The 14,182-nt window shown below is 70.9% G+C and carries 11 protein-coding genes; all 11 read left to right on the top strand.

Going from position 1 to position 14,182, the window contains the following annotated elements:
* Positions 1-448: 448 nt before the first annotated feature.
* The gene (gene hpnC / locus ACWF94_RS15650) at positions 449-1,375 is read left to right on the top strand and encodes a squalene synthase HpnC (RefSeq protein ID WP_453487898.1); all 927 of its coding nucleotides are present in this window, start codon (positions 449-451) and stop codon (positions 1,373-1,375) included.
* 8 nt (positions 1,376-1,383) lie between these two features.
* Positions 1,384-2,322 carry a presqualene diphosphate synthase HpnD gene (gene hpnD, locus ACWF94_RS15645; RefSeq protein ID WP_453487897.1) on the top strand — a complete coding sequence of 313 codons (939 nt, stop codon included), beginning with the start codon at positions 1,384-1,386 and terminating at the stop codon, positions 2,320-2,322.
* Between the two features lie 316 nt (positions 2,323-2,638).
* Positions 2,639-4,021 carry a hydroxysqualene dehydroxylase HpnE gene (gene hpnE, locus ACWF94_RS15640; RefSeq protein ID WP_453487896.1) on the top strand — a complete coding sequence of 461 codons (1,383 nt, stop codon included), beginning with the start codon at positions 2,639-2,641 and terminating at the stop codon, positions 4,019-4,021.
* A 38-nt stretch (positions 4,022-4,059) separates the two neighbouring features.
* A complete protein-coding gene (locus ACWF94_RS15635; protein WP_453487900.1) occupies positions 4,060-5,127 on the top strand; it encodes a polyprenyl synthetase family protein in 1,068 nt (355 codons plus the stop codon).
* A gap of 485 nt (positions 5,128-5,612) precedes the next feature.
* Complete coding sequence (gene shc, locus ACWF94_RS15630) at positions 5,613-7,664, top strand: squalene--hopene cyclase (RefSeq protein WP_453487895.1); 2,052 nt, start codon at positions 5,613-5,615, stop codon at positions 7,662-7,664.
* Positions 7,664-8,371 (top strand): phosphorylase family protein, encoded by a 708-nt coding sequence (locus ACWF94_RS15625; protein WP_453487894.1) that lies wholly within the window; start codon positions 7,664-7,666, stop codon positions 8,369-8,371. The genes shc and ACWF94_RS15625 overlap by 1 nt, the downstream gene beginning before the upstream one ends.
* Before the next feature lie 5 nt (positions 8,372-8,376).
* Positions 8,377-9,399 carry an adenosyl-hopene transferase HpnH gene (hpnH, locus tag ACWF94_RS15620; RefSeq protein ID WP_453487893.1) on the top strand — a complete coding sequence of 341 codons (1,023 nt, stop codon included), beginning with the start codon at positions 8,377-8,379 and terminating at the stop codon, positions 9,397-9,399.
* A 4-nt stretch (positions 9,400-9,403) separates the two neighbouring features.
* Positions 9,404-10,570 (top strand): flavodoxin-dependent (E)-4-hydroxy-3-methylbut-2-enyl-diphosphate synthase, encoded by a 1,167-nt coding sequence (gene ispG, locus ACWF94_RS15615; RefSeq protein ID WP_453487892.1) that lies wholly within the window; start codon positions 9,404-9,406, stop codon positions 10,568-10,570.
* Between the two features lie 324 nt (positions 10,571-10,894).
* Positions 10,895-11,737: a GNAT family N-acetyltransferase gene (locus ACWF94_RS15610; RefSeq protein ID WP_453487899.1), complete on the top strand. Its 843-nt coding sequence runs from the start codon at positions 10,895-10,897 to the stop codon at positions 11,735-11,737.
* A 29-nt stretch (positions 11,738-11,766) separates the two neighbouring features.
* Complete coding sequence (locus tag ACWF94_RS15605) at positions 11,767-12,315, top strand: GNAT family N-acetyltransferase (protein ID WP_453487891.1); 549 nt, start codon at positions 11,767-11,769, stop codon at positions 12,313-12,315.
* 68 nt (positions 12,316-12,383) lie between these two features.
* Positions 12,384-14,084 carry a proline--tRNA ligase gene (locus ACWF94_RS15600; protein WP_453487890.1) on the top strand — a complete coding sequence of 567 codons (1,701 nt, stop codon included), beginning with the start codon at positions 12,384-12,386 and terminating at the stop codon, positions 14,082-14,084.
* Positions 14,085-14,182 lie beyond the last annotated feature (98 nt).

Here is a 14,182-nt window from a genome sequence, read left to right as displayed (position 1 = left end):
CCCCGGTCCCGATCAAGGCCCCGCGCTCTGAGCGATCAAGGCCCCCGCCGTGACATCCGTGCGGGGGCCTTCCTGCGTCCTTCCGTGCGGGGGCGGCCCACCGGCGCCCCGGTCGGTTCGCGTCGGCCCGAGGGCCCGGATGAGGTCAAGTCCGGTGCGCGGAAGGAAGGTTGGTCACAAGTGAGGTGTTCTTGTAATGAGCCGAATACCCGGACGTATCACCGGGCGTTGTACAACGTAAGCTGTACCGGTGCTGAATCACGGCAAGTGGGGCGATACGCCCGCACCACCCTGTCCGGCGGGCGGACCCCCCGCAGACGGGACAACCGGCGGCGTGTCCGAAATAGGATGGATTGCATCGGCAGTGTAGAACGGGAGATGTGACGGCAATGATCGAAAATCTCCAGCTCCGCGAGGCTTTCGCCGTCCCTGCACCTGGAAGCCACGTATGACCGGTATCCAGCAGACGCGCCCGGAATCCATCGCGTGCACCACTCTCGACAAGGCCGCGGACGAGAATTTCCCCGTAGCCCCCTTCTTCCTGCCCCGTGCCTGGCGCGGCGATCTGATGGCCGTCTACGGCTACGCACGGCTCGTCGACGACATCGGCGACGGCGATCTCGCGCCCGGCGGCGCGGACGCGCGGGCCCTCGGAGTCGCCCCCGGGGACGCGGACGACCGGCTGATCATGCTCGACGCCTTCGAGGCCGATCTGCGGCGGGTCTTCGACACCGCCGCCGGCGGCGAGGCCCCGCGCCATCCGCTGCTGCGCGCGCTGCGGCCCACCGTACGGGCCCGCTCGCTCACCCCCGGGCCGTTCCTCGGCCTGATCGCGGCCAACCGCCAGGACCAGCTGGTGCGGCGCTATGAGACCTACGAGGAACTCCTCGCGTACTGCGAACTCTCCGCCAACCCCGTCGGCGCGCTGGTGCTCCAGGTCACCGGGACCATGAGCCCCGAGCGGCTGCGGCGCTCCGACGCCGTATGCACCGCGCTCCAGATCATCGAGCACCTCCAGGACGTGTCCGAGGACCTCGCCGCCGACAGAATCTATTTGCCCGCCGACGACATGCGGCGTTTCCATGTCACCGAGGCCGACCTGGCCGCCACGACGGCGAACGCGTCGGTGCGCGCGCTCGTCGCGTACCAAGCGGATCGCGCCCGCCGACTGCTGAATGAAGGCACACCGCTGGTGGGTAGCGTCCACGGCAGGCTGCGGCTGCTGCTCGCCGGATTCGTCGGCGGGGGGCACGCCGCCCTCGGCGCGATCGGGGCGGCCGGATTCGACGTACTGGCCGGACCGCCCAGAGGTGCCAAGGCGCGTCTGCTGCGTGAAGTGGGAGCTGTCTTGCGAAGAGCGCGTAGAGAGGGGTGAGCCGGACCATGGAGGGACCGACACAGCTGTCGGCGCCGGTGCAGGCCGCGTACAGCTACTGCGAAGCGGTCACCGGACAGCAGGCGCGGAACTTCGCCTACGGCATCAGACTGCTGCCGACCGACAAGCGGCAGGCGATGTCCGCGCTGTACGCGTTCTCCCGGCGCGTCGACGACATCGGCGACGGGGCGCTCGCACCGGACGACAAGCGGAAGCGGCTGGAGGCGACCCGGGACCTGCTGGACCGTATCCGCCGGGACGCCGTGCCCGAGGACGACACCGACCCGGTCGCCGTCGCCCTCGCGGACACCGCGCACCGCTTCCCGCTCCCGCTCGGCGGGCTCGACGAGCTGATCGACGGCGTCCTGATGGACGTCCGTGGCGACACCTACGAGACCTGGGACGACCTCAAGGTGTACTGCCGGTGTGTCGCCGGAGCGATCGGACGGCTCTCGCTGGGCGTGTTCGGCACCCAGTCCGGCGCGCGCGGGACCGAACGCGCCGCGGAGTACGCGGACACGCTGGGGCTCGCCCTCCAACTCACCAACATCCTCCGGGACGTACGCGAGGACGCGGCCAACGGGCGCGTCTATCTGCCCGCCGACGACCTCGCCAAGTTCGGCTGCTCCGCCGGTTTCCACACCGCGAGCCCGCCCCCGGGCTCCGACTTCACCGGACTCGTCCACTTCGAAGTACGCCGCGCCCGCACCCTCTTCGCCGAGGGATACCGGCTGCTGCCCATGCTCGACCGGCGCAGCGGCGCCTGCGTCGCCGCCATGGCGGGCATCTACCGCCGCCTCCTCGACCGCATCGAACGCGACCCCGAGGCCGTCCTGCGCGGACGCGTCTCCCTCCCCGGCCGGGAGAAGGCGTATGTCGCCGTCCGTGGCCTCTCCGGCCTCGACGCCCGGCACATCAGCCGGCAGTCCCTGAGGGGGCGTGCCTGATGCGCGCCCGGCGGCAGAGACCTGTCCCGGCCCGGTGGTACGGGCAGCGCCGACCGGCCCCGCCGGCGATCGGCGCACGGGGCCCGCGGCGTGCCGGGTCCCTGCCGGACAGGAACGGAGCGACGACCCGCCCGTACGAGAGCGACGTGAGGGGACGACGTGATGCGAGCGACCCGAGGACCCGATGCCATGCGAGCGCCCCGACGACCCGATGCCATGCGAGCGACCCGATGACCGAACAGCATGCGCACAAGTGGCGGGCAACCCTCCACCGCGGCGCGGCGTCCCAGACTGCGACGAACCGAGGGGAGGCCGGATGACGGACGACCATCAGGGCCCCCGGCGTGCCGTCGTCGTCGGCGGTGGACTCGCCGGGGTCACCGCGGCGCTCCAGCTCGCCGACGCGGGCGTCGGCGTCACCCTCCTCGAAAGCCGCCCCCGGCTGGGCGGTCTCGCCTTCTCCTTCCAGCGCGGCGAGCTGACCGTGGACAACGGCCAGCATGTGTATCTGCGCTGCTGCACCGCGTACCGCTGGTTCCTCGACCGGATCGGCGGCGCCCATCTCGCCCCGGTCCAGGACCGGTTGGACGTTCCGGTGCTCGACGTCGGCAGGGCGCGGCCCCGGCTGGGACGGCTGCGCCGCACCGCGCTGCCCGTACCGCTGCACCTCGCGACCGGCCTCGCCGGCTACCCCCATCTCTCCCTCGCCGAACGGGCGGGCGTCGGGCGTGCCGCACTGGCCCTCGGCCGGCTCGACCCGGCCGACCCCGCGCTCGACGGCATCGACTTCGCCACCTGGCTGGGCCGCCACGGCCAGTCGAAGCGGGCCATCGAGGCCCTGTGGGACCTCGTCGGCGTGGCGACCCTGAACGCCACCGCGCCGAACGCCTCCATGGCCCTGGCCGCCATGGTCTTCAAGACCGGACTCCTCTCCGAGCCCGGTGCCGCCGACATCGGCTGGGCCCGGGTGCCACTGGGCGAGCTGCACGACACCTTTGCCCGCAAGGCGCTGGAATCCGCCGGCGTACGCACCGAGGCCGGCGCCCGGGTGCGCTCCGTCGCCCGCGCCGGGCACGGGCGCTGGCAGGTCGAGACGGACGGCGAACTGCTGGAAGCGGACACCGTCGTGCTCGCCGTCGCCCAGCGCGAGGCGCACGCCCTGCTGCCCGAAGGGGCCATCGCGGACCCCGACCGGCTGCTCGACATCGGCACCTCGCCGATCCTCAACATCCATGTCCGCTACGACCGCAAGGTGCTGCGCCGCCCCTTCTTCACCGCGCTCGGCTCCCCGGTCCAGTGGGTGTTCGACCGCACCGAGGCGTCCGGGCTCAAGGACGGCCAGTATCTGGCGCTGTCCCAGTCCGCCGCGCACCAGGAGATCGACGCGCCCGTCGCCGAACTGCGGGAACGGTATCTGCCCGAGCTGGAGCGGCTGCTGCCGCCGGCCCGGGAAGCCCGGGTGCGGGACTTCTTCGTCACCCGGGAACGCACCGCCACCTTCGCGCCCGCACCCGGAGTCGGCAGGCTGCGCCCCGGCGCACGCACCCGCGCGCCGGGCCTGTACCTCGCGGGCGCGTGGACCGCCACCGGCTGGCCCGCGACCATGGAGGGCGCCGTACGCAGCGGATTCACCGCTGCGTGCGCCGCGCTCTCCGCACTGGGCCGCCCCCACGAACACCCACTCAAGGAGGCGGCGTGAGCCTGAGTACCGGAACAAGAGGAGAGACCGTGCCGACTGTGCCTTCGGCTGACCCGGCTGACGACACCGCGGGGAGTGTGGACATCATCGCGCTGCTGGAGCGCGCGAGGGCCCTGTCCACGCCGGTGCTGCGCGCTGCCGTCGACCGGCTCCAACCCCCGATGGACACCGTCGCCGCCTACCACTTCGGGTGGATCGACGCCGAAGGGCGGCCCGTGCACGGCGACGGAGGAAAGGCCGTGCGCCCGGCGCTCGCGCTGCTGTCGGCCGAGGCCGCGGGCGCGCCGCCGGAGACCGGCATCCCCGGCGCGGTCGCCGTGGAGCTGGTGCACAACTTCTCGCTGCTGCACGACGATCTGATGGACGGTGACGAACAGCGCCGCCACCGCGACACGGTGTGGAAGGTCCACGGTCCGGCGCAGGCGATCCTCGTCGGCGACGCCCTGTTCGCGCTCGCCAACGAGGTCCTGCTGGAGCTGGACACCGTGGCGGCGGGGCGTGCCACCCGCAGACTGACCACCGCGACCCGCAAGCTGATCGACGGCCAGGCCCAGGACCTCTCCTACGAGCACCGGGAGCGGGTCACCGTCGAGGAGTGCCTGGAGATGGAGGGCAACAAGACCGGCGCCCTCATCGCCTGTGCCGTCTCCATCGGTGCGGTCCTCGGCGGGGCGGACGACCGCACGGCCGACTCACTGGCGGCGTACGGACACCATCTCGGCCTGGCCTTCCAGGCGGTGGACGATCTCCTCGGCATCTGGGGCGATCCGGTCGCCACCGGCAAACAGACCTGGAGCGATCTGCGCCAGCGCAAGAAGTCCCTGCCGGTCGTCGCCGCGCTCGCCGCGGGGGGACGGGCCTCGCAGCAGCTCGGGGAACTGCTCGCCGCCGATGCCAAGAGCAATGACTTCGACACCTTCTCCGAGCGGGAGTTCGCCACCCGGGCGGCCCTGATCGAGGAGGCGGGCGGGCGGGAGTGGACCTCCCAGGAGGCCCGTCGGCAGCACGCCGTGGCCATCGAGGCACTGGACGCCGTCGATATGCCCGACCAGGTCAGGGCGCGGCTCGTGGCCCTCGCCGACTTCGTCGTCGTACGGAAGAAGTGATCCTGTCGTGATCCGGGGGCCGCACGGAGCCGATGACCGGGGCGGCCACGGATGACGGGACAGACGTATCCGACGGGACAGACGTATCCGACGGGACAGACGTATCCGACCGGACAGACGTATCCGACCGGACCGAATGACCTCGCCCAGCCGCTGTACCCGAGCCGCCGTACCCGTGCCGCGGCAGGCGACCGGGCAGAAGAACCTCACCGACCGAAGCGACCGACCTGACCGGGACGGCCGACCGGCCAGGGACAGCCGACCCGGGCCGTACGGACGACCTCACGGAACGACAAATCCGTGGACCGATTGCCCTCTACAAGAGACGATCTCCGCAGAGGAGATGACCGCAACGAAAGAGCTGATCGTTATCGCACTCTCCATATGCATCGCAGTCGCCGGCCGGTGACCGGGTAACCGGAAGCCGGCCGACGGAGACCCCAGCACAGCAGAGCAAGACGCACTACTGCACCGAAGGGGAAGCCATGACAGCGACGACCGACCCGAGCGGCGGACCCGCCCGCGCCCGTACGGCCGCGCCCGATGGGACAACCGGACTCCAGCCGGTCACGAGCCAGGTACGGGACCCGGTCTCCGCCCCGCCCGCCCGGCTCCCGCACTCCGGCGCGGGCGATCCGGCCGCGACGGCGCGGCGGGCCGCCGAACGAGCCACCGAGTATCTGCTCAGCAAACAGGACGCCCAGGGCTGGTGGAAGGGCGACCTGGAGACCAATGTGACCATGGACGCCGAGGATCTGCTGCTGCGTCAGTTCCTCGGTATCCAGGACGCACGCACCACCGAGGCCGCCGCCCGCTTCATCCGCGGTGAGCAGCGCGAGGACGGCGACTGGGCCACCTTCTACGGCGGCCCCGGAGATCTGTCCGCCACCATCGAGGCGTATGTGGCGCTCCGGCTGGCCGGTGACCGGCCCGACGATCCGCATATGGCCCGCGCCTCCGCCTTCGTCCGGCAGCGCGGGGGCATCGCCGCGAGCCGGGTCTTCACCCGGATCTGGCTCGCGCTCTTCGGCTGGTGGAAGTGGGACGACCTCCCTGAGGTACCGCCCGAACTGATCTTCCTGCCCTCGTGGCTCCCGCTGAACATCTACGACTTCGGCTGCTGGGCCCGCCAGACCATCGTGCCGCTCACCGTCGTCTCGGCGAAGCGGCCGGTCCGCCCGGCGCCCTTCGCCCTCGATGAACTGCACACCGACGCCCTGGACCCCAACCCGCCGAAGCCCCTCGCCCCCGTGGCGAGCTGGGACGGCTTCTTCCAGCGCGCCGACAAGGCACTCCACCTCTACCACCGGTTCGCGCCCCGGGCGCTGCGCAAGGCGGCCGTGAACAGCGCCGCGCGCTGGATCGTGGAGCGCCAGGAGAACGACGGCTGCTGGGGCGGGATCCAGCCGCCCGCCGTGTACTCCCTCATCGCCCTCCATCTGCTGGGCTACGACATCGATCACCCGGTGATGCGGGCCGGACTGGAGTCGCTGGACCGTTTCGCCATCTGGCGCGAGGACGGCGCCCGGATGGTCGAGGCATGCCAGTCACCGGTCTGGGACACCTGTCTCGCCACCATCGCGCTCGCCGACGCGGGCGTGCCCGCCGATCATCCCGCCCTGGTGAAGGCCGCCGACTGGATGCTCGGCGAGGAGATCGTACGGCCGGGGGACTGGTCCGTACGCAGACCGGGGCTCGCGCCCGGCGGCTGGGCGTTCGAGTTCCACAACGACAACTACCCCGACATCGACGACACCGCCGAGGTCGTCCTCGCCCTGCGCAGGGTCAGCCACCCGGACCAGGCGCGGGTCGACGCGGCCGTCGCGCGGGCCGGGCGGTGGACCCTCGGTATGCAGTCGAAGAACGGAGCCTGGGGCGCGTTCGACGCCGACAACACCAGCCCGTTCCCCAACCGGCTGTCGTTCTGCGACTTCGGCGAGGTGATCGACCCGCCGTCGGCGGACGTCACCGCGCATGTCGTGGAGATGCTCGCCCACGAGGGCCGGGCCCACCACCCCCGCGCCCGGCGCGGAATCGCCTGGCTGCTGGCCGAGCAGGAGTCGAACGGCGCCTGGTTCGGCCGCTGGGGAGTCAACTACCTCTACGGTACGGGGTCGGTGGTCCCTGCACTGATCGCCGCGGGCCTCCCCGCCTCGCACCCCGCGATCCGCCGTGCGGTCCACTGGCTCGAATCCACACAGAACGACGACGGGGGCTGGGGCGAGGACCTGCGCTCCTACCCCGACCAGGAGTGGGTCGGCCACGGCGAGTCCACCGCGTCCCAGACCGGCTGGGCGCTGATGGCGCTGCTCGCTGCGGGGGAGCGGGAGGGCAAGGCGGCCGAGCGCGGTGTCGCCTGGCTCGCCGAGACCCAGCGCGCCGACGGTTCCTGGGACGAGCCGTACTTCACCGGCACCGGCTTCCCCTGGGACTTCTCCATCAACTACCACCTCTACCGGCAGGTCTTCCCGCTCACCGCGCTCGGCCGCTATGTGCACGGGGAACCCGCCGTCGCCGGACGCCGGAAGGGGGGCTGATGACCGCCTCCCGCCGACCGCCCGGCCCCGCCGGACCGCTGCTGATCGCCTGCGCGCTCGGTATCGAGAGGCTGGCCCTGCGCGGGGGAGCGCGAGGTGGCGCGTACGGCCCGGTGACGGTACTGCGTACCGGTATGGGGCCCAGGCACGCCGAGCGCGCGGTACGACAGGCACTGACCGACGGCCCGCTCCGGGACGCGGCCGTCATCGCATCCGGCTTCTGCGCCGGACTCGCCCCCGGGATGCGCCCGGGGGATCTGATCGTCGCCGACGAGACCCGGCTGCCCGGCGGAACCACGGCTTCGGCGACCGCCGGGACCGCCGTGACCGCCGGGACACCTCAGGCTGTCGCGGCTTGTACGGGAACGGACCTGCTCGCGCGGGCCGTCTCCCGGGCCCTGCCCGGCCGGGGGGTGCACACCGGCCCCCTGGTGGGCTCGGACCATGTCGTACGCGGCCCCGAGCGGGCCGAACTGCGCGCCACCGGCGCGATCGCGGTCGACATGGAATCCGCGGCGACACTGCTGAGCGCTCTGAGCACCGGACCCCGTCCGGTTGCGGCCGTCCGGGTGGTCGTGGACGCTCCAGAGCATGAGCTGGTCCGTATCGGCACAGTCCGGGGTGGAATATCGGCCTTCCGTGTTCTGCGCGCCGTCCTTCCCGCTTTCCATGAATGGCACCGTTCTTTGCTGCTCCCCAGGAGGTGAGCTAGATGGCCATGCCGCTTCGCCAGACCATCCGGGTCGGGACCTATCTCATTGAACAGAAGCTCCGAAAGCGTGAGAAGTTCCCGCTCATCGTCGAGCTGGAACCCCTCTTCGCCTGCAATCTGAAATGCGAGGGCTGCGGAAAGATCCAGCATCCGGCAGGAGTCCTCAAACAGCGGATGCCGGTCGCCCAGGCGGTCGGCGCGGTGCTGGAATCCGGTGCGCCGATGGTCTCCATCGCCGGCGGTGAACCGCTGATGCACCCGCAGATCGACGAGATCGTGCGCCAGCTCGTGGCGAAGAAGAAGTATGTCTTCCTCTGCACCAACGCCATGCTGCTCCGCAAGAAGATCGAGAAGTTCACCCCGTCCCGGTACTTCGCCTTCGCCGTCCATATCGACGGACTGCGGGAGCGCCACGACGAATCCGTCGCCAAGGAAGGCGTGTTCGACGAAGCCGTGGAGGCGATCAAGGAGGCCCAGAAGCGCGGCTTCCGGGTCACCACCAACTCGACCTTCTTCAACACCGACACCCCACAGACCGTCATCGAGGTGCTGAACTACCTCAATGACGAGCTGAAGGTGGACGAGATGATGATCTCGCCCGCGTACGCCTACGAGAAGGCTCCCGACCAGGAGCACTTCCTCGGGGTGGACCAGACCCGGGAGCTGTTCAAGAAGTCGTTCGCCGGAGGCAACAGGCGCCGCTGGCGGCTCAACCACTCGCCGCTGTTCCTCGACTTCCTGGAGGGCAAGGCGGACTTCGCGTGCACGGCGTGGGCGATCCCCAACTACTCCCTCTTCGGCTGGCAGCGCCCCTGCTATCTGATGAGCGACGGATACGTTCCCACCTACCGCCAGTTGATCGAGGAGACCGACTGGAGCAAGTACGGCCGGGGCAAGGACCCGCGCTGTGCCAACTGCATGGCGCACTGCGGCTATGAGCCCACCGCCGTCCTCGCCACCATGGGTTCCCTCAAGGAGTCCCTGAGGGCGGCCCGTGAGACCGTCTCGGGAAACAGGGGCTGAGGGGATGCCCGGCCGGGAACCGGTCTCCTTGGGGCTCCCCGGGCTGCCGGCCCGGCCGATCGCGACGCGCCGTGTCTCACGGCGCATCGAGGTCGGTTCGGTGGCGGTGGGTGGTGATGCTCAGGTTTCGGTGCAGTCGATGACGACGACGCGTACGTCGGATGTCGGGGCGACGTTGCAGCAGATCGCGGAGTTGACGGCGTCGGGGTGTCAGATTGTGCGGGTGGCGTGTCCGACGCAGGATGATGCGGATGCGCTGGCGGTGATCGCGCGGAAGTCGCAGATCCCGGTGATCGCGGATATTCATTTTCAGCCGAAGTATGTGTTCGCGGCGATTGATGCCGGGTGTGCGGCGGTGCGGGTGAATCCGGGGAACATCAAGCAGTTCGATGACAAGGTGCGGGAGATCGCGCGGGCGGCGGGGGAGGCGGGGACGCCGATCCGGATCGGGGTGAACGCGGGGTCCCTGGACGCGCGGCTGCTGAAGAAGTACGGGAAGGCCACGCCGGAGGCTCTGGTGGAGTCGGCGCTGTGGGAGGCGTCGCTGTTCGAGGAGCACGGGTTCCGGGACATCAAGATCTCGGTGAAGCACAGTGATCCGGTGGTGATGGTGAATGCCTACCGTCAGCTCGCTGCTCGGTGTGACTATCCGCTGCATCTGGGTGTGACGGAGGCGGGGCCGGCGTTTCAGGGGACGGTCAAGTCGGCGGTGGCGTTCGGTGCGCTGTTGAGTGAGGGGATCGGGGACACGATCCGGGTGTCGTTGTCGGCTCCTCCGGTGGAGGAGGTGAAGGTGGGGATCCAGATTCTGGAGTCGTTGAATCTGCGGCAGCGGCGGTTGGAGATTGTGTCGTGTCCGTCGTGTGGGCGGGCGCAGGTGGATGTGTACAAGCTGGCGGATGAGGTGACGGCGGGTCTGGAGGGTATGGAGGTGCCGTTGCGGGTGGCGGTGATGGGGTGTGTGGTGAACGGGCCGGGTGAGGCGCGTGAGGCGGATCTGGGTGTGGCGTCGGGTAATGGCAAGGGGCAGATCTTTGTGAAGGGTGAGGTCATCAAGACGGTGCCCGAGTCGAAGATCGTGGAGACCCTCATCGACGAGGCCATGAAGATCGCCGAACAGATGGAGAAGGACGGCATCCCCTCCGGCGAACCCCAGGTCTCCATCGGCTGACCCCACCGCTCCGGGCCCCGCTCGCGCCGACCCCTTGCCCGCGACCGCTCCGGGCCCTTGGCCACGACCGCGCCGACCTCTTGGCCACGACCGCGCCGGGCCCGCCGACACGCCTTGCCCACGCCCACTCCGGGGCCCCGCTCGCGCCGGGCCCGGTCACGCGGAGCACGTACGGAACGCGGTGCCGGCGCTGCCCCGGCCGACCGGGGAAGCGCCGGTACGGCCCGGCCGCCGCGAGCGGGCCCCCGTCGCGCGCTCGGCACCCGCCGCACCCGCCAGGTACAGTGCGGAGATCAGCAGACCGTTTGGTGAGGCCCCCTCGTGTTGACGCAGACCACCACCCGGGTCCTCGAACCCAGCGACCTCGGCGCGGCGCTCGCCGTCCTGGAGAGCGACCCCGTGGCGAATGCTTTTGTCACGTCCCGGGTCCAGGCCGCCGGACTCGACCCCTGGCGCCTCGGCGGGGAGATGTGGGGCTGGTACGCCGACGGACGGCTGCGCTCCCTGTGCTATTCCGGCGCCAACCTCGTCCCCATCTGCGCCACCCCCGAGGCCGTGCGCGCCTTCGCCGACCGGGCCCGCAGGGCGGGCCGCCGCTGCTCCTCCATCGTCGGCCCCGCCGAGCCCACCGCCCGGCTCTGGCGGCTCCTCGAACCGAGCTGGGGCCCTGCCAGGGACGTACGCCCACAGCAGCCGCTCATGGTGACCGAGAGCGTGCCCGACGACATCGAGCCGGATCCGCATGTCCGCCGCATCCGCAAGGACGAGATGGAAGTGATCATGCCCGCCTGTGTGGCCATGTTCACCGAGGAGGTCGGCATCTCCCCGATGGCGGGTGACGGCGGACTGCTCTACCAGGCACGGGTCGCCGAACTCGTCGGCGCGGGACGGTCGTTCGCGCGCATCGACAACGGCAGAGTCGTCTTCAAGGCCGAGATCGGCGCCGCCACCGAACGGGCCTGCCAGATCCAGGGCGTCTGGGTGGACCCCGGATTCCGCGGTCAGGGCCTCTCCGTGACCGGAATGGCCGCCGTGCTGCGCTACGCGCTCGCCGATGTCGCGCCCGTCGCCAGCCTGTACGTCAACGACTACAACGCCCCCGCCAGAGCGGCCTACCGGCGCGTCGGCTTCAGGGAAGTCGGCGCCTTCATGAGCGTGCTGTTCTGAGCACCCACGGCGGCAAGTAGGGTTCGCGCATGGCAGCACGTCCCGATGTCGTGATCGAGCCGGTCAATCTAGCCGCCCGGATCGACGAAGCCCTCGCGGTCCAGGCCCTCGCCTTCGGGCTCGGCCCCGACGAGGTCGAGGTGCGCCGCCATATCGTCCACCGGCACCTCCTCCAGCCCGGGGCCTGGGCGCTCGGCGCGCTGACCGAGCCGGGACGCCTCGTCGGATTCGTCTACGGCATGCCGAACGACCGCACCCACTGGTGGTCCACCGTGGTGGAACCGTATCTGCGCCGCACCGGCACCGACGACTGGCTCGACGACTCCTTCGTCATCACCGAACTCCACGTCCACCCGGACTTCCAGTTCCACGGCATCGGCCGCGCCCTGATCACCACCATCACCGACGCGGTGGACCAGACGCGCTCCATCCTCTCCGCGATCGACACCGAGTCCCCGGCCCGGGGCCTCTACCGCAGACTCGGCTACCGGGACCTCGCCCGCCAGGTGATGTTCCCCAGCGCGCCCAGCCCGTACGCCGTGATGGGAGCCCCCCTGCCGCTGCTGAGACCCAGCTGATTTCCGCCCTCCGCCACGGCGGGGCTAACCTCCTGCACATCACCTTTTCTTCACGCAGGAGTGTTCCCATGGCAGCCCAGGTCCAGCGCATGTCCCGTCTGATGGCCAAGACACTGCGCGACGACCCGGCGGACGCCGAGACGCTCAGCCACAAACTGCTGGTCCGCGCCGGGTACGTACGGCGCAACGCGGCGGGCATCTGGTCCTGGCTGCCGCTCGGCAAGAAGGTCCTGGACAACGTCGCCCGCGTCGTCCGCGAGGAGATGGACGCGATCGGCGCCCAGGAGGTCCTGCTGCCCGCCGTCCTCCCCAAGGAGCCGTACGAGGCGTCCGGGCGCTGGGAGGAGTACGGCGCGGAGCTGTTCCGGCTCAAGGACCGCAAGGGCGGGGACTACCTCCTCGGGCCGACGCACGAGGAGATCTTCACCCTGCTCGTCAAGGACCAGTGCTCGTCCTACAAGGACCTGCCGGTGATCCTCTACCAGGTCCAGTCGAAGTACCGCGACGAGGCGCGGCCCCGCTCGGGCATCCTGCGCGGCCGTGAGTTCCTGATGAAGGACTCGTACTCCTTCGACACCACCGACGAGGGCCTGGCCGCGTCGTACGCCCTCCACCGCGACGCCTACATCAAGATCTTCCAGCGGCTCGGTCTCGACCACCGCATCGTCTCCGCGGTCTCGGGCGCGATGGGCGGCTCGGCATCGGAGGAGTTCCTCGCCCCGGCCGCGGCGGGCGAGGACACCTTCGTCCACTGCACCGCCTGCGACTACGCGGCCAACACCGAGGCCGTCACCTTCGCCGCCGGACCGGCCGCCGGCCCGGCGGACCATCCGGCCGTCGAGGAGCTGGACACCCCCGACACCCCCACGATCGAGACGCTCGCCGGGTTTCTCGGTGTGCCCGCGTCCGCGACCCTGAAGAACCTCCTGGTCAAGGTCGACGGCGAGATCGTCGCCGTCGGCGTGCCCGGCGACCGCGAGGTCGACCTCGGCAAGCTCGCCGGCCATCTGGCCCCCGCCGAGGTCGAACTCGTCACCGCCGAGGACTTCACCGGCCGCCCCGACCTCGTCCGCGGCTATGTCGGCCCCCAGGGCCTGGAGAAGGTCCGCTACGTCGCCGACCCGCGTATCGCGGAGGGCACCTCCTGGATCACCGGCGCCAACAAGGAGGGCGTCCACGCCAGGAACGTCGTCGCGGGGCGCGACTTCTCCGTGGACGAGTACGCCGATGTCGTGGTCGTCGAGGACGGGGACCCCTGCCCCAAGTGCGGCCACGGGCTCAAGCTCGACCGCGCGATCGAGATCGGCCATATCTTCCAGCTCGGCCGCAAGTACGCCGACGCCTTCCAGCTCGACGTCCTCGGCCAGAACGGCAAGCCCGCGCGCGTCACCATGGGCTCGTACGGCATCGGCGTCTCCCGCGCGGTCGCCGCCCTCGCCGAGCAGACCGCCGACGAACAGGGGCTGTGCTGGCCGCGCGAGATCGCCCCCGCCGATGTCCATGTCGTCGCCGCCGGCAAGGCCCTCCAGACCGAGCTGGCCCTCGACGTCGCCGAGCAGCTCGCGGCGGCGGGGCTGCGGGTGCTCGTCGACGAGCGCGCCGGTGTCTCGCCCGGCGTCAAGTTCACCGACGCCGAGCTGATCGGCGTGCCCACGATCGTCGTGGCCGGGCGGCGGGCGGCGGAGGGTGTGGTGGAGCTGAAGGACCGCCGCACGGGGGAGCGCGAGGAGCTTCCGGTCGCCGAGGCGATCACCCGCCTCCGCGCCTGACACCCCACCGGGGCCCGGCACCGTCGGGGCCTTGCCCCGGCCCCGGACCGCGCACCGGAGTCCCCCGGGTCCCGGGCCATCCCGCCCCACGCCCTCCC

The sequence above is a fragment of the Streptomyces sp. NPDC055078 genome, assembly GCF_053607985.1.
Note: the sequence above shows the minus strand (reverse complement) of the source record. Positions and strands in the feature narration are given on the sequence as shown.

What these genes read in the sequence shown, in the direction of transcription:
- hpnC (WP_453487898.1), top strand. Translation starts at nt 449, where the DNA reads ATGACCGGTATCCAGCAGACGCGCCCGGAATCCATCGCGTGCACCACT.
- shc (WP_453487895.1), top strand. Translation starts at nt 5,613, where the DNA reads ATGACAGCGACGACCGACCCGAGCGGCGGACCCGCCCGCGCCCGTACG.
- ACWF94_RS15600 (WP_453487890.1), top strand. Translation starts at nt 12,384, where the DNA reads ATGGCAGCCCAGGTCCAGCGCATGTCCCGTCTGATGGCCAAGACACTG.
- hpnH (WP_453487893.1), top strand. Translation starts at nt 8,377, where the DNA reads ATGGCCATGCCGCTTCGCCAGACCATCCGGGTCGGGACCTATCTCATT.
- ACWF94_RS15625 (WP_453487894.1), top strand. Translation starts at nt 7,664, where the DNA reads ATGACCGCCTCCCGCCGACCGCCCGGCCCCGCCGGACCGCTGCTGATC.
- ispG (WP_453487892.1), top strand. Translation starts at nt 9,404, where the DNA reads ATGCCCGGCCGGGAACCGGTCTCCTTGGGGCTCCCCGGGCTGCCGGCC.
- ACWF94_RS15605 (WP_453487891.1), top strand. Translation starts at nt 11,767, where the DNA reads ATGGCAGCACGTCCCGATGTCGTGATCGAGCCGGTCAATCTAGCCGCC.
- hpnE (WP_453487896.1), top strand. Translation starts at nt 2,639, where the DNA reads ATGACGGACGACCATCAGGGCCCCCGGCGTGCCGTCGTCGTCGGCGGT.
- hpnD (WP_453487897.1), top strand. Translation starts at nt 1,384, where the DNA reads ATGGAGGGACCGACACAGCTGTCGGCGCCGGTGCAGGCCGCGTACAGC.